This is a genomic window from Streptomyces sp. NPDC107581 (genome assembly GCF_055657175.1).
Genome location: NZ_JBVKBH010000005.1, coordinates 82092 through 101644, shown reverse-complemented (window position 1 = coordinate 101644; position 19553 = coordinate 82092). Strand labels below are relative to the sequence as shown.

Annotated in this window: 17 protein-coding genes; 2 read left to right on the top strand and 15 right to left on the bottom strand. The window is 71.7% G+C overall.

The features are described from left to right. Nucleotides 1-346: 346 nt before the first annotated feature. Complete coding sequence (locus ACZ7P3_RS13885) at nt 347-745, bottom strand: VOC family protein (protein WP_472081158.1); 399 nt, start codon at nt 743-745, stop codon at nt 347-349. Nucleotides 746-837: 92 nt separating this feature from the next. Here ACZ7P3_RS13885 and ACZ7P3_RS13880 point away from each other — a divergent pair, with 92 nt between their 5' ends. Further along, nucleotides 838-1827 carry a helix-turn-helix transcriptional regulator gene (locus ACZ7P3_RS13880; RefSeq protein ID WP_472081156.1) on the top strand — a complete coding sequence of 330 codons (990 nt, stop codon included), beginning with the start codon at nt 838-840 and terminating at the stop codon, nt 1825-1827. Nucleotides 1828-1845: 18 nt separating this feature from the next. Here the strand turns inward: ACZ7P3_RS13880 and ACZ7P3_RS13875 are convergent, their stop codons facing one another. The 13 genes from ACZ7P3_RS13875 to ACZ7P3_RS13815 form a co-directional block, all read right to left on the bottom strand. Continuing rightward, the gene (locus ACZ7P3_RS13875) at nt 1846-3543 is read right to left on the bottom strand and encodes a DUF885 domain-containing protein (RefSeq protein WP_472081155.1); all 1698 of its coding nucleotides are present in this window, start codon (nt 3541-3543) and stop codon (nt 1846-1848) included. A gap of 198 nt (nt 3544-3741) precedes the next feature. Beyond that, the gene (locus ACZ7P3_RS13870) at nt 3742-4515 is read right to left on the bottom strand and encodes a YqjF family protein (RefSeq protein WP_472081153.1); all 774 of its coding nucleotides are present in this window, start codon (nt 4513-4515) and stop codon (nt 3742-3744) included. Nucleotides 4516-4743: 228 nt separating this feature from the next. Beyond that, on the bottom strand, nt 4744-5268 hold the full coding sequence (locus tag ACZ7P3_RS13865; protein ID WP_472081151.1) for a nucleoside 2-deoxyribosyltransferase: 525 nt from the start codon (nt 5266-5268) through the stop codon (nt 4744-4746). A gap of 10 nt (nt 5269-5278) precedes the next feature. Beyond that, nucleotides 5279-5920, bottom strand: a complete 642-nt coding sequence (locus tag ACZ7P3_RS13860; protein ID WP_472081150.1) for a class I SAM-dependent methyltransferase — start codon at nt 5918-5920, stop codon at nt 5279-5281. Nucleotides 5921-5958: 38 nt separating this feature from the next. Continuing rightward, nucleotides 5959-7833, bottom strand: coding sequence for a hypothetical protein (locus tag ACZ7P3_RS13855; RefSeq protein ID WP_472081148.1), 1875 nt, complete (start codon nt 7831-7833; stop codon nt 5959-5961). A gap of 109 nt (nt 7834-7942) precedes the next feature. Next, complete coding sequence (locus ACZ7P3_RS13850; RefSeq protein WP_472081146.1) at nt 7943-9172, bottom strand: MFS transporter; 1230 nt, start codon at nt 9170-9172, stop codon at nt 7943-7945. A gap of 73 nt (nt 9173-9245) precedes the next feature. Next, the gene (locus ACZ7P3_RS13845; RefSeq protein ID WP_472081144.1) at nt 9246-10493 is read right to left on the bottom strand and encodes an ATP-grasp domain-containing protein; all 1248 of its coding nucleotides are present in this window, start codon (nt 10491-10493) and stop codon (nt 9246-9248) included. Further along, nucleotides 10490-11668 carry a DegT/DnrJ/EryC1/StrS family aminotransferase gene (locus ACZ7P3_RS13840; RefSeq protein ID WP_472081142.1) on the bottom strand — a complete coding sequence of 393 codons (1179 nt, stop codon included), beginning with the start codon at nt 11666-11668 and terminating at the stop codon, nt 10490-10492. The genes ACZ7P3_RS13845 and ACZ7P3_RS13840 overlap by 4 nt, the downstream gene beginning before the upstream one ends. Beyond that, the gene (gene blsG / locus ACZ7P3_RS13835; RefSeq protein WP_472081140.1) at nt 11665-12888 is read right to left on the bottom strand and encodes an arginine 2,3-aminomutase; all 1224 of its coding nucleotides are present in this window, start codon (nt 12886-12888) and stop codon (nt 11665-11667) included. The genes ACZ7P3_RS13840 and blsG overlap by 4 nt, the downstream gene beginning before the upstream one ends. 205 nt (nt 12889-13093) lie before the next feature. Continuing rightward, complete coding sequence (gene blsF / locus ACZ7P3_RS13830; protein ID WP_472081138.1) at nt 13094-14053, bottom strand: CGA synthase-related protein; 960 nt, start codon at nt 14051-14053, stop codon at nt 13094-13096. Nucleotides 14054-14101: 48 nt separating this feature from the next. Further along, a complete protein-coding gene (gene blsE / locus ACZ7P3_RS13825) occupies nt 14102-15136 on the bottom strand; it encodes a cytosylglucuronate decarboxylase (RefSeq protein WP_472081136.1) in 1035 nt (344 codons plus the stop codon). 48 nt (nt 15137-15184) lie between these two features. Continuing rightward, complete coding sequence (locus ACZ7P3_RS13820) at nt 15185-16498, bottom strand: hydroxymethylcytosylglucuronate/cytosylglucuronate synthase (protein ID WP_472081135.1); 1314 nt, start codon at nt 16496-16498, stop codon at nt 15185-15187. A gap of 713 nt (nt 16499-17211) precedes the next feature. Next, entirely contained in the window at nt 17212-17592 is a 381-nt protein-coding gene (locus ACZ7P3_RS13815) for a winged helix-turn-helix transcriptional regulator (RefSeq protein WP_472081134.1), read from the bottom strand. Between the two features lie 142 nt (nt 17593-17734). On the opposite strand from ACZ7P3_RS13815, the gene ACZ7P3_RS13810 reads away from it, so the two are divergent. Further along, on the top strand, nt 17735-18142 hold the full coding sequence (locus tag ACZ7P3_RS13810; protein ID WP_472081133.1) for a RidA family protein: 408 nt from the start codon (nt 17735-17737) through the stop codon (nt 18140-18142). Between the two features lie 292 nt (nt 18143-18434). Here the strand turns inward: ACZ7P3_RS13810 and ACZ7P3_RS13805 are convergent, their stop codons facing one another. Further along, nucleotides 18435-19508: a fatty acid desaturase family protein gene (locus tag ACZ7P3_RS13805; RefSeq protein WP_472081132.1), complete on the bottom strand. Its 1074-nt coding sequence runs from the start codon at nt 19506-19508 to the stop codon at nt 18435-18437. Nucleotides 19509-19553 lie beyond the last annotated feature (45 nt).

Below are 19553 nucleotides of genomic sequence, written 5' to 3'. Positions count from 1 at the left end.
CCGCGGGGAACATCAGCATCCCCGGCTGCGGCCACATGTTCTCCAGCCCGTGCTCCTCGCAGTGCAGCGCGACGAGATGCGGCCCTGGCCCGCAGGGCTCGTGCGGGTAGGGCGGTCATGCGCCTGGCAGACATACCCGAACCTCCAGCAGCCGTAGTCGTCGGACGGCTCGTGGAAGCCGGGATCGCGGACGATCGTGGTCACCGGCTCCTGCCGGTTGAACCGGGGGACCGGCCGGGGATCGCACCACAGCAGTCGGGGAGGCAGCACGCGCCCATCCTGCCCTGAGGCCGACCTGTTCGGATCACCGGGCAGGCGGTCCTGCGCAGGGGAACCGTGCTCGGCGTCAGAGGGCGAACTTCGCCCGGGCCGTCGGGGTGACGGGGGTGAAGAAGTTGACGAGATTGCCGTCGGGGTCGCGGAACAGCAGCGACCGGTTGCCCCAGGGCATGGTCGTGGGCTCGTTGACGAAGTCGGTGACGAAACCGGCCAGGTTCTGGTGCACGCGGTCCACGTCGTCGACGAGGAACTCGGTGATCACGCTGTGGTTGTCCGCCGGGCGGGCGGAGCCCGGGGCGAACAGCGGGACGGTGCGGGTGCTCGCGATCGCGAGGGTGGCGTTGGGGGTGTTGAGCTCGGCGAAGTCCTCGGTGGCCCACATCGCCCGCACCCCCATGGCCCGCTCGTAGAACGCGACGAGGCGCGCGACGTCGCTGGTGATGATGCGGATCGAGACGAAGTCCATGGTGATCTCCCTGGTCGACGGAGTCGCTGTACTGCGCAGGCTAGGACGAATAGGGGACAGAATCGGTCCTGTATTCGAGCTAGTCTGTGAACATGCCTCGACCCACCGGCCGCGTGCTGACACTCCTGGAGCTGCTGCAGTCGGGCGGTACCCGGACGGTGGCCGAACTCGCCGACCGGCTCGGCGTCAACGGGCGCACCGTGCGGCGGTACGTGGACCAGCTGATCGACCTCGACGTGCCCGTGGAGTCGGTGCGCGGCCGCTACGGCGGGTACCGGCTCGCTCCCGGTTACCGCTTGCCCCCGCTCATGCTCAGCGACGACGAGGCGCTGGCCGTGCTGCTCGGGTTGGTCGCCGGCCGGCGAGCGGGGCTGACGACCGCCGAGCACACGGCGTCCGAGACGGCATCGGCCAAGATCCGGCGGGTGCTGCCCCGGCACGTCGCCCGTCGGCTCGACACACTCCTGGACTCCCTCGCCTTCACGGACCAGCCCGGCGAGTCCGGCACGCCGGACGCCGGGATCCTGCTCGCCCTCGCCGATGCGGTGCGTCACCGCCGGCCGGTCTCGGTCAGATACACCGACCGTGGCGGCCGGCGCAGTGAACGCACACTGCACGCGTACGGGATCGTCGCCCACGCGGGCCGGTGGTACGTCACGGGCACGGACCCCGGGATCGGCGAGGACCGGACCTTCCGGCTCGACCGCATCGCAGACGCGCGGACCCTGCCCGGCTCATTCGAGGCGCCCGTGGGTCCCGGTCCGGCCCAGCGCGTGCTGTCGGGGTTCGCCACGGCCGAGTACCGGCACGAGGTGACCTTGCGCATCCAGGGGACGGCTGGGCAGATCCGCGCCCGTCTTCCCGCCGGCGTCGCGATCCTGGAGGAGCACGCACCCGTGGCAGAAGAGGACGAGGAGAGCGAGCGCTGGCTGCGCGTCGAGCTGCGGGTGGAGCGGCTCGACTGGTTGCCCCCGCTCCTCTCCTCGCTCGACCGGCCCTTCGTCGTCGAGCACCCCGATGAACTGCGCACCCTCGTCAGGGCGTTCGCCGATCGCCTCGCCTCCTACGCCCGCCAGGCCTGACAGCGTCCCCCGTTCCCGTCACAGTGCTGCGAGGCTGTCGGCCAGGTCGGCGAGGCCGAGCGAGCCCTGGGTCAGCGCGTTCATGTGCCAGGCCCGCAGGTCGAAGCCGGCACCCAGGCGGCGACGGGCGGCTTCGCGGCCCTGCAACCAGGCGCGCTCTCCCAGCTTGTAGCCGATGGCCTGGCCGGGCCAGCCCAGATAACGGTCGATCTCGCTGGAGCGGCGGGCGGCGTCGCTGCCGTGGTGGGCGGCCATGAACGCGGTGGCGAGGTCCGGGGTCCAGCGCTCGCCCGGGTGGAAGCCGGAACCGGCGGGGATGACGAGTTCCAGGTGCATGCCGATGTCGACGATCACGCGGATGATCCGGAGCATCTGCTTGTCCAGATAGCCGAGCCGGCGGGCCGGGTCGGTGAGGAAGCCCAGTTCGTCCATCAGACGCTCGGCGTACAGGGCCCAGCCCTCCTTGTTCGCGCTGACCGCGCCGAGGGTGATCTGGTAGCGGCTGAGGCGGTCGACGGCGGCGGTCCACCGGGCGGTCTGCAGATGGTGCCCGGGAACGCCCTCGTGGTACCAGGTGCTGACCATCTCCCAGGTGGGAAAGGTCTGTTGGCCCAGGGTCGGCAGGTAGGTGAGTCCGGGCCGGCTGAAGTCGAGGCTGGGGCCGGTGTAGTAGGGGGCGCCCGAGCTGCCCGGGGGCGCGATCCTCGTCTCCACCCGGCGGAGCGGGCCGGAGATGTCGAAGTGGGTGCCGTCGAGGGCATCGATGGCCTCGTCCATGATGTCCTGGAGCCAGGCCCGGATGTTCTCCTCGCCCGCGATGGTGTGGCCGTGCCGGTTCAGGTGGTCCATGGTCTCCCGGACGGTGGCACCCGGGAGGATCCGGGCGGCCTCGGCCTGCATCTCGGCGAGCGTGCGGTGGAACTCCTCCCAGGCCCACGCGTAGGCCTCGGACGTGTCCGGAAGGGCGCCGTTGGCCCAGCGGGCCGAGCGCAGGTAGCGCTCGCGGCCGACCGCGTCCGGGGTGCCGTCCGCGGCCGGCAGGTAGGTGTCGTGCAGCCAGTCACGGAAGCCGGTCACCGCGGTCGTCGCCCGGTCCGCGGCGGCGTCCAGCTCGGGCCTGAGCCGATCCGGACCGGCAGCCACGAACCGGGCGAACCAGCCCGCGCCGCCGACGTCCTGGCCGGTCCAGGCGGCGAGCTGCCCGATGACGGCCCGGGCCTGGCGGGGCGCGCACAGCAGCCCGCGGGCGATGCCCTCGGCCAGGGTCGCCCGGTAGCCGTCCAGCGCGCCGGGCAGTCTGCGCAACCGCCCTGCGACCGCGGCCCAGTTCGCGTCGGTTCCGGTGGGCATCAGGGTGAAGCCGCTGCGCACCCGGTGCAGGGGCGAGCCGACGTTGCGCAGTTCGCGGAAGTGGTCGCCCGCCTCGTGCAGGGCCAGCTCCGCGGTCAGCCGTTCTCGCAGCAGCCGGGCGCAGTTCCGCTCGGCGTCCTCCCACACCACGCCGGCCTTCTCGGCGTCCCGCTCGGCGCCGTCGAGCGCACAGAGCGTTCGCCGGGCCAGTTCGGCGTGCGCCTCGAACCCCTCCGGCGACAGGTCCGGCTGCCGGTCGTCCTCGGGGTGCAGGCCGAGTCGGGTCGAGGTCAGGGGGTCCAGGGCGGCGACGTGGTCCACATGGGCGTCGGCGATCCGGCGCGCGGTGCTCGGCTTCTCGGGCATGCGCGCCATGGTGACCCACCCTCGCCTACGGTGTCAGCAGCCCGCAGTCGGCTTTCGGCCGCTCGCCATCGCCGCCTGGGCAACCTCCCCCGAGCCCGAGTGCCAGGCCGCACCGGGGGCGGCTCCCCGGGGCTCACCCCCGGGCCGGCTCCTCCCGCCCCACCACGCGGCGTCCTGCTCCCGTTCCCCACGGGTGGTTCAGGGGGTGGGGATGCCGGCCGTGGTGCGGGGCGGGCGGGCGAACCGGACCGGCACTCCGGGCGAGTAGAGCACGCTGACGGGCTCCCCGGCCGGCGCGGGCAGCCCCGCCGCGGCCACGAGGTTCTCGTCGCAGCGCAGCAACTCGGCACGGTGCAGGGGCCAGCGGGGGTGGGTGTTCGGGAGGTACAGGGGCCGGCCGAAGAAGGCGCTGTGCATGCCCCAGCGGGCCGTCAGGAAGTGCTCCAGCTCGTTCGGGGCCTCGACCCGTTCGCCGACCCGTATCGCGAGGCTGCTTCGTGCGGAACGAGGTCCGGGCCAGCGCCGGCTGCTCGTGTAGGCGATCGTCGTGCCCTCCTGGCGGATACACATCCGCGACCAGACGTACGGGAGACGGAAGGCGGCCCGCCCGACGACGACGGGGATGAGGCGGGACGCGTCGAGGGAGCGGAAGACCACACCCCGCCGGCCCTGGGCGTCCACCGAGTACAGGCGGACGTTGGTCTCCGGGAAGGTACCGAGGTACGGGACGCCGGGGAGGCGGAACCAGCCGACGCGGTGCATCCGGAAGGCGACGAGGCCGACGTAGGTGACGCCGTGCAGGGTGTCCGGCCGGGTACCGGCCGGCAGGAGCGGGGCGACGTCCGCCGGGTCGGCGGCCCAGTGGAGGAAGGCCAGGTCGAGCCAGGACTGAGTCAGCAGGGGCCAGTCCGTGGCACTGGGCGGGTCGGCCGTTATGGGGTCCGGTTCGATGTGCAGCGGTGGCTGGGACATCGAGCCAGTATCCCCAAACACCCCGCCCGACGGAACGCGCGGCCCCTGCGGGGACGGCCGGGACGCCAGGACCGGGACGCGTGCGCGGCACGCCCAGGGCCCGGGCTGATTCCGGAAGGCTCCAGACCGACGGCGTGCCGTGCGAACGGAACGGCGGGCCGGCGCAGGCCCCGGCACCCCGCCCCGCGCACCTCCCGCTGCGCGGGGCGCCGTGAAGCGCACGGTCGTTCAGGGCGTCGTGGCCGGGTTGTTCACACGGTCCACCACACGGCGGATCGCCGCGTCGATCTCCGCAGTGGCCCGGCCGATGTCCGTGTAATGGACGAACTCCACCGCGGCGACCGTACCGAGACCGCGGACGAGGAAGCCGTACTCCTCCTCCCGGCCCTCCTCCAGCAGCAGCACGACGGGTTTGTCGAACGCGCTCGCCCAGCCGATCTCGACATGGGTGCCGGGGGAGGGCGGGATGCCCGGGATGGCGACGAAGACGTCCGCCTTGCGGATCTCCAGCTGGTCCAGGGGTGTGCACTCCTCGGGTGTCAGCACCTGCGCGCCCCAGGCCTCCCGGCGGTGGGCGTTGTACACCTCCAGGCCCTGTTTCTCGAAGTGCTCGATGAGCGTGAGGAACGGAAGCTGTTCGGTGGTCGGCATGCTGTTGGTCTCCGGATTGACCAGGCCCATGAAGGGACCGGCGAGAAAGACGCTGCGCACGCCGTCGAGAACGGGCTCGGACGTACTGCTGATCACGGTCACGAGATGTCCTTCAGTCCTTGTAGAAGCACTGGATGTAGGCGTTGCCGCTGGTGCCGTAGGTGTATTCCGTGGTGTCGTAGGCCTGGTACGGATGGCGTTCCACATGGACCCGGCGGAAGTGCTCGACGTACTGCCAGCGCAGTTCGGGTTTGGTGCTGAAGAACGGGATGAAGACGCCGCCGGGCCGCAGCACCCGCACCACCTCCGGTACCGTCCTCGCCCACAGCTCCTGGTCCGTCCACACCTCCATGTCGAGGGCCGGGTCGAAGAACATGCCGTCGAAGCTCTCGCTCGGCAGCTCCTTGATCCGCTGGAAGAAGTCACCGCGTTCGATGGACAGCGAAGGTGGCAGTTCCGGGGTGGCGGCACGGAACAACTCCTCGACCTCGCCGAAGAGTTCAAGGACGGTGTGGCTCCGGGTGGCCGGGTGGCGGGCGATCCGCAGTGCCGACAGACCGAGGCCCAGCCCGACCTCGTAGAAGTCCTGCCCGTGCCGGCACAGGAGATCGGCGCCGGCCCACATCAGGTCGCGTTCCCACGCCTGCATGGCCTGCTCTCCGCCGATGCTCAACGTCACCTCGCCGTCCTTCTCGATCAGCTCGATCCCGGGTTCGGCGGCCCGCGCGGCTGTCGAGCCGGTGCTCTGCTCCATGGCTGTCCTCCTGGGGACGGTAAGGAGGCCGACGGCTGTCAGCCTCGCCGGGGAACGACTCCGAAGTGCCGCCGGGCGGTGGAGACCGCCAGGTCCTGCACCGCGAAGACGGTGAAGTAGTAGGCCTGAGGGGCCGTCCGCTCGGCGAACCGCACCCGGAACGTCACCTGCCTGGTGGCGCGGTCCGACCCCTTGACCTTGACGAACGCCGGTTCCACGACGGTGTCCTCGCGCAGGTACGTCGGCACGAACAGGCCCAGCCGCACCGGACCCGGACGGGCCGCGGTCAGTTCGGCACGGACCTCCAGCACCCCGCCCGCCGGGACCTCGTCCGGAGCGAAGGCGAGCAGCTCCGGCGAGTCGGGCACCCGGAAGGTCACGTCGCCGCAGCGCAGACACACCACGCACACCGTGTCCAGGACGTTCGGCAGCAGACCGCGCCGGGTGAACCGCTGAGCGGGCCGCCCGCAGTGGCAGGTCACCTCGTCGACCCGCTCGTCCAGCCGGCTGCGGTCGCCGAAGTGCGCCGGGTAGTTCATCAGCTCGGTCTCCGGGCTGTCGGAAACCTGCTCGGCGACGGCATGGTCGAGGGACTGCAGATCGGCTTCGAGCGAGGCACGCATCTCGCTGTCCGACTGATCGGCCCAATGGGTGGGACGGGCCACCCACAGGTCCACCTTGCGGGCGAGCTTGGCCAGCCGGGGACGCAGGGCGTGGTTGTGCGGCAGCAGCTCCCCGCCGAGCAGCGCGGTGAGCCGGGCGCCCACCGTGAGGAGCAGCGGGTCGGGACGGTGGTCCGACGGCTCGGGCCGGACGTCGCGGTGCCCGTCGGGCAGGCCGAAACGCATGAACGCGGGGTAGGGGTGCGAGCCGGCCAGGCTGGCGTTGAGGGTGTCCACGGAGTCGGTCCCGGTGGCGGCCGCCCGCATCCAGGCCGCGTTCTCGGGCCGGTCGGAGTCGTGCACGGAGACGGCGGAGACCACCGTGCGGGCCGGACCGTCCAGTGCGTTGAGCAGGATCTGGTACCGCGGGTCGTAGAGCGCGAGGTCGGACAGCGGTCCGCTGTTGCAGGCGCTGAGGACGACCTCGGCGGCCGTCACCTCGTTCAGCGGTACGAGCTTGTCCTCCGGCTTGTAGCAGGGCAGACCGTAGGCGCAGCGCGGGCCGAGCAGCCCTTCGTCCCTCGGGGCGTTGTCGTTGAGCCCGCAGATGGTGAACTCGCCGAGGTTGATGCTGTCGTCCTTGCCGTGCCCCTGGAAGACGACCTTGCGCCAGAGGCTGCCGAGGATCTCCGCCTGGATGTCGACGCGCTCGAAGTCCCGGTCGTCGTAGACCCGTACCCGGTCCGTGGAAGCGGGGCGGTCGGTGTCGGTGAACAGCCCGAGACGGGTGACGCAGTCCCGCGTCCGCGCGTACTGCTTGGCCGCGTTCCACAGGAGGGAGACCGGGTCACGGCCGCTCAGGAACGACAGTCCGAGCCCTGCTGCCCGGTACGTGCTCTGCAGCAGTTCACGCACCGGGTCCAGCCGCAGCCGGTCGTAGGTGCCCACCACCAGGAGGCTGCCGTGCAGATCGTGCCCGAACCTGTGCAGGTCCTCGGGCGCCAGCCACGTGCGGGCCAGCGGCGCCACCAGATCGGTGACACCGTCCGGCAACTCCTCGCCGCCCAGCACCACTGCGTGGTCGAGCGGTTCGGGCCGGTGCGTACCGTCGTACAGGCGGCCCGCCAGCTCGACGGCCCGCACCAGGTCGGCCCGGCCTTCGGTGAGGACGGGCACCGGTGCGCCCGCGGGTGCCGCGAGGAACTCCTTCACCGCGGTGCTGAGCCGGCTCGGCAGCACTGGCCGGAAGAGCGCTGGACGTGCGGACGCGCTCTGCTCGGCGGTACGCGCATCGGTGTGGGCGGACTGCATCTGGGTCGACCTCTGTCCTTCGTTTCACTGGCTGGGCGTGCGAACGGGCTGACATGGAGCGAGGGGTACGGGGTACGGGGGACGGTGGCGCCGCTCCCGGGCGGGCGGGTCAGCCGGTGCCGGCGGTGGCGGGTGCCGCCGTCGTCCGGGCGAACAGGCCGCGGCATCCGAACGCCCCCGCCGCGGCGAGCAGCGCGCTGCCCACCGCGACCGCGAAGACGCCGTGCGGCCCGAGCGGGTCGGCCAGCAGCCCGCCCGTCTGCTGCCCGATCGCCTCACCCAGCACGGTGGACAGGGACGCCCAGGTGAACGCCTCGGTCAGCAGGCGCTCGTCGGCGAGCGTGCCGACCAGGGTCATCTCGGCGGCGGAGACGAGCGCGATGGGCGCGCCGCCCACCGCCAGCGCGAGGCCGAGGGCGATCTCGGACGTGGCCGCCAGCGGCAGGGCCGTACCCGCCGCGAAGGCGAGGACCAGCCAGGGGAAGCGGCGGTGCACGGGCCGCTCGGACTGCGCGTCGCCGAGCCACAGCGCGCCGACCGCGCTGCCGATGCCCCAGCAGGCGTAGACGAAGCCGGTCCGCCCGGCCGTGCCGTGGGCGTCGACGAAGGCCGGGACGGCGAGCGTCATCAGCCCGATCGGTACGGCCGAGGCGGCCATCACCGCGAGCAGCCCGAGCAGGGCCCGGTTGCGCAGCGGGCCCAGCGGCCCGCCGGGGGATCCGTTCGGCCCGCCGGCCGCCCGGTCCCGCTCGGCCACCTCGGACGGCAGCGGGGTGAGCGCCAGCCCGGCCGCACCGACGCCGCCCAGCACGGCGACCGCGGTCAGCGCGGAGCCGGCCGACCCGGCCGTCATCAGGACCGCGAGCATGACGGGCGTCCCGATGACGAGGAGTTCGGTAAGCAGTGCCTCCCACAGGTAGGCGGTGGACCGCTCGTCCTCGCCGAGCGGCAGGCGCGCCCACAGGCCGCGCATACAGGCGTTGGCCGGGGGCAGGGCGGCGCCGGCGAGCACCGCCAGCACGAGCTGTGCGGGATCGGCCGGTCCGGTGGCCCACACCAGGAGGATGAGAGCGGCCGGATACGTCACCCCCGTGGCGAGCAGCACGGGCCGCCGGCCGGCGCGGTCGACCCGGCGGGCGACGAGCGGGCCGCCCAGTGCCATGCCCAGGGTGTAGAGGGCGGAGACCAGGCCCGCCTGGGGGTAACTGCCGCCCTGCTCACGCACCACGAGGACCATGGCGAGCGACATCAGGTAGACGGGCAGCCTGGAGACCACGCTCCACCAGGCGAGCCCGGCGACGTGCGGGCGCGTCAGCAGGCGCAGGAACCTCCGTGGCATCCCTGTCATGGTGCGTCGGTCCTCCGTGGGTCGTGAACGGGTACGGGTCGGCGGGCGGACTGCGGCGTGCGGGTCAGGGAGAGGGCGCCGGTGCGGCCTCGGCGCCGGCGCTCACCTCGATGCGGAACACGTCCAGCACGTGTCTCATGCGCCCTTCCACCTCGGCGGCCGTCGCGCCCTCGACATGGACGTGCCCGCAGGAGTTGTGCGAGGCCCGGCGGGCCGTCACGCGCCCGCCGGGCGAGGTGCGCAGGCTCGCCGCGATGACGCCGGGCAGGCCCAGCAGCTCTTCCTGGGAGGTCAGCGCGGTGACCGTGCCGCTGCCGGGCAGCGGAAGCAGCAGATCGCCGACACACCGGCGCTCGCCGTACTCCAGGGCCGGGCGGCGGCCCGCGTACACGTCGAGGGTCGCGCCGAAGACATCGAACCCGTAGGCGTGCCCGTGGTTGGCGGCGATCTCGCACCCGGCCATCCGGACCCCGACCTCACCGGCGTACACCAGGCCGTCGATCTCGAAGAACTCCATGTGCAGATAGCCGTGGTCCAGGCCCATCCCCCGGACGATGCGCCCCACCGTGCCGGTGACGTCGCAGTCAGGTCCGGGGCCGGACGCCACACTGATGTTCGCGTTCATGGCCCCGTCGACGATGTCCAGGGGCCGGCACGGCATGGCACTGGGCCAGACGTCCAGCACCTCGCCGCCGAGGATCAGCGCGCACGCCTCCCACTCGGTGCCGCCGAGGTACTGCTCCACCATCCAGCGGCGTGCGCCGGGATCGACCCGGCCGATGTCGGCGGGTTCGCGCAGCAGATAGGTGTCCACGCAGGCGAAGGAGTCGACGGGTTTGAGCACCACCGGCCAGCCGTGGGCTGCGGCGAAGCCGGTCACGTCGCCGGGCGTGGCGACCGGGGCGTAGGCGGCCGTCCGCAGCCCCAGCTCCCGGAACTTGTCCTTCATGTCGGCCTTGTTGCGCACCCACCGCACCTGCCAGGGAGCCAGGTGGGGCAGACCCACGAGCCCGGCGAAGCGCTGCGCGGTCTCCTGGCGGGGCTCGGAGGGGTTGCAGAAGCGGGTCGGGCGGACCGGCTGCCGGCGGATCCAGTCGAGATAGCGCCTGGCCTCCGCCCCGAGCGGCGCGCCGCGTCGCATCCAGAACGACGGCAGGTGCGCGGTCTCGTCCAGGTACTGCGCCGACATGTCGGCACGCGCGTCCTCGAACCGCAGCAGCACCAGACCGTCGGCGCGATGACGGGCGGCATGGCGGGTGAAGGAGGAGGCCCGGTCGTCCGCCAGCAGAACGGCCTCCGGGGCCCCGGTCACAGCAGCTCCAGCGTCTGCCGGAGCGTCTTGGCCGTCTCGTACTGCCCGGTCTCGGACAGCTCGGGGGACAGCGGCACGCACAGGGTGCGCTCCAGCAGCGAGCGGGTACGGGCGAAGCCGTCCCGGCTGAGCGCTCGGGGGACCCCGTCGGCCAGGTTCCACGGAAAGCCGTCCGCGTACAGGGAGTTGCGTGAGGTGAGGACGGGATGCTCCGGCAGGAAGTACTTGCCGAGGGTCCAGTGGGCGATGCCCCGCGCACTGAGCAGGGCCACCGCCGCGTCCCGCAGCTCCCGGCTCTCCAGCCGCAGCCGCAGACTGATCTTCGCGTCGCCGGCCGACCGGGGCAGCAGGGCGATGTCCCGCCGGGCGGGGAGTTCCTGCGCCGTGACGGCGTAGTGGCGCTCCAGCCCGGCCAGGATGTCGTCCAGGTGCCGGAACTGCTGCAGCTGGATGGCGGCGACCTCCTCGCTGGTGACGAAGTTCTCGCCGTAGTAGGCGCCTTCGTTCCAGGTGGGGTAGCGGCCGGGCACCCGTGCGGAACCGTGGTCGTGGTAGCAGCGCATCACCTGCCAGGCCTCCGGGTCGTTGGTGACCAGCAGCCCGCCCTCGCCGGAGGTGAGGATCTTGTTGTGGTGGAAGCTGAAGGCACCGGCGTAGCCGCGGGTGCCGGTGCGCCTCCCGTCGGGGAAGACGGCACCGAGGGCCTGCGCCGCATCCTCGATGACATACGGAACGTGCTCGGGCAGCGGGGCGACCGCGCCCTCCATGTGCGCGACGACCACCCGCTGCGCGTCCGGCGGCAGCAGGGAGGCGTCCAGGGAGAACGACTCGTCGACGTCGACCGGCACCGGGATCAGCCCGGTGGACAGCACCGCGCCGGCCACCGCCACGAACGTGACGGCCGGGATGTACACGACGTCGCCGGACCGGGGCCGGGTGGACACCAGGGCGAGGCGCAGCGCCTCGGTGCAGTTGTGCACCGCGAGCGCGTGGTCCGCGCCGAGCTGTTCGGTGACCCGGCGCTCCAGTCGGTCGGCCATGCTCTCCGACTCGGTCTGGTAGCGGAACAGGACGCCTTGTTCGACGGCGTGGCGCAGTTCGCTCATGTCCGACCAGTCGAGGTAGTTGGCACCGTAGGGCAGGAACCGCTGTCCCAGCCTCTTGTCGAGCGTCATCGTGCACCCTCCCCGGTCGCCGTCGTGCGGTTCTCGGCCACCTCGGGCGCGTGCCGGCAGGCGTGCGCCGCGGCGGACTCGGTGAGGGGGCAGACGCTGTCGTCGACGAGCATCTCCTCGCCCCGGTAGTTGCGCAGCGCCAGACCGTCGGGTGTCTCACGGTAGTAGGGGCGGGCCATGGGGATCTTCCCCAGACGGGTGGTGAGGACGTACTGGGGCACTCCGAAACCGGTGATGTGGCCCTGCAGGCCCTCCATGATCTCCCAGCCCTTCTCGATCGAGGTCATGAAGTGCGAGACACCGGTGACGTTGTCGCAGTGGTACAGGTAGTAGGGCCGCACGCGGATCCGCAGCAGCTCCGTCATGAGCCGTCGCATGGTGGCGAGTTCGTCGTTGATCCCGCGCAGCAGCACGGTCTGGTTGCCCACCGGGATGCCGTGGCGCAGCAGCCGGTCGACGGCCTGTTCGGCCTCAGGGGTGATCTCCTTGGGATGGTTGAAGTGGGTGTTCAGCCAGACGGGGTGGTAGCGCGCCAGCATCTCGCACAACTGCGGTGTGATGCGCTGCGGGAGCAGCACCGGGAAACGGCTGCCGATGCGGATGATCTCCACGCTGGGGATGGCCCGCAGGCCGGCGATGATCTCCTCCAGCTTCCCGTCCCGGTACGACAGCGGGTCGCCGCCGGTGAGCAGTACGTCGCGGATCTCCGGATGCTCGGCGATGTAGCGCAGGTCCTCGCTGAAGTCCTCGCCCTCGTTGCGCTCGAAGTACGTGCCGTCCACGTCCGTCGTGTGGAACTTGCGGGTGCAGTGCCGGCAGTAGACCGGGCACGCCTCCGTGATCAGCATGATCACCCGGTCGGGGTACTTGTGCACCACGCGGTTGGTCCTGCGGTAGTACATGTCGCCGACCGGATCGACCTCGGCGCCGCTGAACTCCATCAGCTCGCCGAGCGCGGGCACGGCCTGCTGCCGCACGGGGCAGCCGGGGTCGTCCGGGTCCATCAGCGAGGCGTAGTACGGCGTGACGGACCACCGGTACCTGCCCGCCGTCTCCGCGATCGCCTTCTCCTCCAGCGGAGTGGGCCGGATCCATTCCCGGGCCCTGTCGAGGTTGGTGATGCGTTTGCGCATGTGCCAGCGCCAGTCGTTCCACTGCTCGTCGGGGATGTCTGCGCGACGGGTGAGGGAAGGCATCATCCCGTCGTGTTCCGTGCTCATCTGGGACATCGCAACTCCGGTCCAGCGACTCGGGTCGGCAGATCAAATGCGTGGGTCGGGTGCAGCGCCCGGCAGGGCCGGGCGCGAACGGCTGCCCATGCGGACATGGGGGTGGGCGGCTGCCTGCGGACAGTGAGGTGGGTGGCTGCTCTGTGGATGGTGCGTTCGGTGGCTGCCCTGCGGACGGCGCGGTGGGCGGGTGTGGTCAGAAGGCGGTCGGGGCGAGGGCGAGTTGACGGAGCGTCCGGGCGACGCGCTGGGCGCCGCGCAGGTCGTCCTCGCCCAGGTCCGACCACGCCGCATGGGCGTCGGCGTCCGACGGGGCCCACAGCGCCGGGTCGGCGGGATCCGTCACCGTCGGCACCCGCACGGCCTGGCGGGTGCGACGGGCCAGGTCGTCCTGGTCGTGGTCGAGGGGCGGGAGGAGGACGAGCGGGGCACGGCGGGACTGCGCCAGCGTCAGGGCCGTCATCGTCGGGGAAGCGACGAACACATGCGCCGCCGCGTGCAGGGCGTCCACGTCGGCCGTGCGGGCATCGTGCACCCGCACACCGGCGGTGTGCGCCAGAGCGGCGGTCGTGATGGCCGCCTCGCCGTCGCACACCACGTCGCACCGGCCGGTGCGACGCACCGCCTCCTCGGCCACGGTGCGCAGCGGGCCTTCGGCGAAGGCGGCGAGGTCATGACCGGGCACCCGGTGCCCGGAAACGAGCAGCAGGCACCCCGTCCGGGTTCTGTCGCGGGCCAGCCGGGCCGGTGCGAGCAGGCCCGTGGGGCGCGCGCCGTCCCGTCCCGCCGCGCGGGGGCCCGGCAGCCAGGCGGGGGCGTGGGCGCGCACGGCGGCCGCCGTGACGGCGGGCAGACTCCGGGACCGGTACCCGGAGTGCAGATACACCACCGGCACCCCGCGCTCGGTCAGCTCCTGCGCGACGGCGGGAAGGTCGCACACCAGGGCGGCGTCCGGACGGTCCGCGTCCTTGTGGATCCACTCTCTTCCCCGTGCCGCCGCGGGCTCCTCGACCAGGTCCATCTCGCGCAGATGGGCGGCGATCCGGCGCCGGGCGGTCACCGAGTCGAGCCGCCGGGGGGCGGCCACCAGCAGCAGGCGCCGGCGTGCCGGTGCCTGCCCGTGCGCCGGGACATCTCCTTGGCCGTGTTCGGGCATCTCTCTCCTGTCGCCTGCACCGATGGGGACCCGGGCCGGCCGGGCGGTTCAGTACTGCCACGGCCGTACGCCGCCCAGCCGGGCGACGTCGTCGCTGTACCCGGCCGCCGTCGCCGAACAGCCGTTGCAGACGCGCGGCCCCTCGGTGCGGAAGTAGTCCGCATGGGCGTGGAAGGCGGGTGTGTCGAGCCGGATGACACCGTCCTCACGCAAGGGGGCTCCTCCCGGCGCGCCGTCCTCCTCGCGATGCGGCAGGCAGCTGCAGGCGTACGCCCGGCCGTACTTGCCGTCGAGATAGATCACGTCGTCGACGACATGGCACAGCGGTTCGCCGGCCCGCGGTGTGACGGAGTCCGAGAAGTACCGCTCCTGTTCCTCGGGGGTGTCCCCGTAGAACCGCTTGCCGAGGGGCACGAGGATCCGCTCGGGGTCCGCGTCGTAGATCGGATCGCACACCGTCCGCACATGCTCGGGATCGGGATAGCGGATGGCGCGTTCGAGCTTCAGGGCGGAGAGTTCCCACTGCTGCACGCCGGCTTGCGTCAGGACCTTCTGCAACTGGGGCATCTCGCTGTAGTTGTGCGGTCCCACCACGCTGTTCACGCGGGGGAGGACACCGAGTCCGGCGGCGGCCCGGAGCCCGTGCAGGCCGTTGTCGAACATGCCCGGGGAGCGGCGGTAGACGTCGTGGGTCGCGGCCGAGCCGCCGTCCAGGCTGACGATCACCTGAGCGAGCCCCGCGTCGGCCAGCCGCTCGATCTGCCGGGGCAGCATCATGCCGTTGGTGATGATCGACATCTTCATGCCCGCGTCGGTGCCCCGGCGCACCAGCTCCGCCACGTCCGCGTGCATCAGCGGCTCGCCGCCGGTGAAGCGGATGTAGCCGACCCCGGCCTCCAGGGCCCCTGGCAGCAACTCGTCGAAGTCCTCGACCGAGAACCGGAACGTGTCCCGGGAGAGCGCGAACTCGCACATGAAACAGTCCGCGTTGCAGGCCTCCAGCAGGCGGACGAACAGATATCTCTCACGCGCGCTGCCGCGCCGTCGCGGCCCGCTGGGGCGGGACTCCCGTTGCTCGGTCATGGCGGAACCTTCCTGTGGGCCGGTGGCGGCCGGTCTGTGGTCGTCCGCTCAGCCGCGGGCCGCGGCCGCGGTACGCAGGACGAGATCCAGGACGTGGTCGGCGACCTGGGCCGCACCGTTGCGGCCGACGGCGTCGGTGAGAGCGGTCCAGCAGGCGCCCGCGCCGGCGCGGCGCAGCGCGGCGAGGACACCGTCGTACACCTCGGCCCGGGTCTGTGCGGCGTGGTCGCCGGCCGCGGTGGCGATGCCCGCGTAGATCTGCCGGAGTGCCGCTTCCTCGGCGCTCGTGCGGTCGCGGAGAACGTCGGCCTCGGCGAAGACACGGCCGGGCCAGGTCACGCGTACGTCCGCGCCGACCGCGCGGCTGTGGAAGCGGCCGTTGAAGATCTGGCTGAGGTTCTGCGGAGGGAGGCACACGGTGGGCGTGCCCCGCGCACCGGCCTCCAGCAAGGTGGTGAGCCCCGGCGAGGTGAGCAGGACGTCGGTGTCCGCCAGCCGCTCCAGGAAGACCTCGTGCGGGAGGGGGCCGTAGGTGACATGCATCGGGGAGACGTGCTCCGCGCCGGCGGGGAGCCTGGCGGGGAGATTGCCCGCCACGGCGTGCTCCGCGTCGGCCTTGAACGCGACCGGGAGACCGCCCGCCACGGCGTGCTCCGGGTCGGCGGAGAACCCGGCGGGGAGATTGCCCGCGACATGGACCTCCTGTACGCCGAGCGAGTCCAGCGCTCTCAGTACGGCGGGTACGACGAGGCGCGGGTAGCAGGTCCAGTCGGCGAGGGTCGGTGAACGCAGCCCGCCGAGGCTGACCAGCGCGCGGTGCACGGGGGTGCCGCGGACGGGACCGGCCGGTGGGCCGGCGGGTTTCCCCCGGCCCGGCACCGCCATGACCGCCTCCACCCACCGCAGGTTCGTGACCGAGGCCAGCACGTCCTGGCACTCGGCCGGCAGGTCGACGCACCGCTGGGCGCAGTACACGGACACGTCGGTCGGGAGCGCCTCCCGGTCCCCTTCGGTCCACAGGAAGGGCAGGCTGTCGACGAAGACCGTGGGCACCCCGGCGGCCTCCAGCCCGACGGCCACCGGGCCTTCCAGCACGACCAGTCCGGCACGGACGTTCTCGCGGTGCACCAGGTCCGCCAGCGCCTGCCGGTCGTCGGCGGGCGTGTCGTACCAACGGTCGATCCCGTGCTCTTCGAGGAGCGTACGGCTCAGTCCGGAGGCGATGCCGACGAAGCGCAGCGGAATCGGTGACCGGTCACGGAGAGTGGTGACCAAGGCGCTGAGCTTGCCGGTGCTGCCCCAGCCGAACTCGGCTCCCGAGAGGGCGACGGTGACGGTGGGATCGGGTGACTGCATCTGCATGAAGCCTGCGAGCCCTTCCTCGCGCACGGCCGAATGTACCGGCCGCATCACGGACTTCCGGACGACTCTCATGCTCAGCGAGGCCGGAAGCGGCACGCAAGGGAGTCATGGCGACTTCGAGCCACAGGTTTGCACTTACAACTCATGTGCATGAAGGGCGAGTTCGGTCGTCCGCACGCTCGCGCTGCGGAGGCCGGTCCTCCGCCACGCGCGGCGACTCTGTGTGACCAACTTGGGGTCCGTCGGCCTTGCGGCGTGGGCCCGGCGCGGCCCGAGGGCCCACGCTCCGCAAGCCGCGGGACCGGATCCTCCCCGGCACGGAGAACCTTCCCGGGACCTCGCCTCCACCTCGTGGCTCCCGCCCATGAAGAGGATAGGAGCAGGCATGAGGTTGGCTCATATGCCAGGGTCGGATTCATCGTTGTGGGTGACACGTCCACGATCGCCGGTGCCGGCGGTGTCGTCGGCCGCTCCGGCTCACCCCGGCTCACCCCGGCGCAGGCACCGCCGGGAGCCCGCCCGCCGCGTGCACCCCCGCTTCGGGGCGGGCCTGGGGCCCGTGTGATGTCGTGGCGGGCGATGGTCATCCGGCACGGCGATCACGAAACCGCGGTCAGCACCCGCTGGTTGGCCGCCGTGAGCATCCCACGGGGCCGCCGGGCCGCTGCCCGGCCGCCCCCGTCAGGCGTCGCAGCGGTGGCGGGAGGTCTCGATCAGGCGTCGTAGCGGTGGCGGGAGGTCTCGATGTGGCCGAGGTACCGGTGGGTCCAGTCGCACAGTCCGTCGATCGTGACCCGCAGGGCCTGACCCGGCTCGGTGAGTGTGTACTCGACCCGCGGCGGCACGACCGGGTGCACCGTCCGCTCGACCAGGCCGTTGCGCTCGAGCATGCGCAGGTTCTGGGTGAGCATCTTGTGGCTGATGCCCTCGATTTCGTTCCGCAGCTCGCCGAAGCGCAGGGTTTGCTCCCCCAGGGACTCGATGATCAGGAGCGCCCATTTGTTGGCGACGTCCGAGAAGATCTCCCGCGCCAGGGAGTCCACGCGCCTCAGATCCGCTTCGTCGGGCGAGCCCGTGAACTGCTTGGTCACCATGAGGTTCTCCAGTCACCCAAAAGTGCGTACTTCCACGTCAGCGCACACTCTCCTACGGTTCCTGAGTATCCACAAGAGACCAAGGGACGTCTTGGCCCGGTGCCGGCGGGCCCACGGGCTCCGTGACAAGGAGGCAGACAGCATGGCCATCACACTGGTGAACCCCGACGGATTGCCCACGATCGATGTCTACCGGCAGGTGTCGATCGCGACGGGGACGAGGCTGGTCTTCATCGCCGGACAGGTCGCCCGGGACAGCAAGGGGACCGCGGTGGGTGAAGGCGACCTCGCCGCCCAGGTCGAGCAGTGCTACCTCAACATCGCCACCGCCTTGGCCGAGGCCGGCGGCTCCTTCGGCGATGTGGCGAAACTGACCGTGTACGTCGTCGACTGGACCCCCGACAAAATGCCCCAGCTCCTGGAGGGGATCCGTCGGGCGTCCGTGAAGCTGGGGGTCACTCCGGTCCCGCCGGCCACGCTGCTGGGCGTGGCGGCATTGGACGTCCCCGAACATCTGGTGGAGATCGAAGCCACCGCGGTACTCGCCTGACCGGATCCCTTTCGCCCCCTGGAGCGCCGAAGTTGCCCACCTGTAAGGCTCGGTGGGCAACACTTCGGCGCAAGGCGGAGCAGGCCGCGCTGATCGCGGCGGGAGTGCGGGAGTGGGGGAGTGCGGGGGTGCGGGGGTGCGGGGGTGCGTAGGAGTGCGGGACCAGAGCGGTCGGCGGCTGGTCGGCGCGCCCTCGTGCGCGCGCCCTCGCCGCGGCGAGGGCCGTGCTGCCGTGGCCGGGAGGGCCTTGTCACGGCCAGCGCGCCGCGCCGCCGTGGCCCCGAGGACCCGGTCACGCCCTGCGCTGCTGCCTGATCGGCTCTCCCACCCGGTGCATGTGCGTCAGGGCCTCACGGTAGGACTGGATCAGCCCGGTCTCGTGGTAGGGCACCCCGACCTCGGCGCAGTACTCCCGCACGATCACCTGGGCCCGGCGCAGGTGGAGCGTGGGCATGCTCGGGAACAGGTGATGCTCGATCTGGTAGTTGAGCCCACCCAGCATCACGTCGGTGAACCGGCCGCCGCGCACGTTGCGGGACGTCAGCACCTGGCGGCGCAGGTAATCGAGTCGCTGCTCACCGGTGATCGTGGGCATGCCCTTGTGATTGGGGGCGAAGGTGCAGCCCAGATAGACGCCGAACAAGCACTGGTTCACGGCGAGGAACGCCACCGCCTTGCCCGGCGGGAGCACCAGGAACAGGGCGGACAGGAGACCCACGATGTGCGCCAGGAGCAGCGCGCCCTCCAGCAGCCGGCTCCTCATGGACGAGGAGCGCAGCGCCCGCACGCTCGAGACGTGCAGGTTGAAGCCTTCCAAGGTCAGCAGCGGAAAGAACAGCAGCGCCTGGTGACCGCCGAAGAGGCGGGCCAGGCCGCGGCTGGCACGGGCTTGTTCGGTGGACCACACCAGGATGTCCGGGGAGACATCAGGGTCGAGCTCCTCATGATTGGGATTGGCATGGTGGCGGGTGTGCTTGTTCATCCACCAGCCGTAGCTCATGCCGATACCGAGGTTCCCGAACAGGCGCCCGCCGATCTCACTGTGCCGACGGCGCCGGAAGACCTGACCGTGGGCCAGGTCGTGCGCCACCAGCGCGACCTGGCCGAACATCACGGCCAGAAAGGCGGCGACGGCCAGTTGCCACCAGGTGTCGCCGAGAGCGAAGAAGGCCCCCCAGCCCGCGGCGAACAGAGTGATCACCAGCCCCAGCCGCACCGTGTAGTAGCCGGGGCGCCGCTTCAGCAGTCCTGCCTCGGAGATGCGCTGGGACAGCCGTGCGAAGTCGCTGCCGGCGCCGGCGCCGGGCGTGCGCGCACTGCCGGTGGAGGGCCGGGTCGCCACGGAGGCTTCGGGAGAAGTCGTCATACCGAAAATTCTGGAGAGGCCGTCCCATCGGCGACAGCGTGCCAG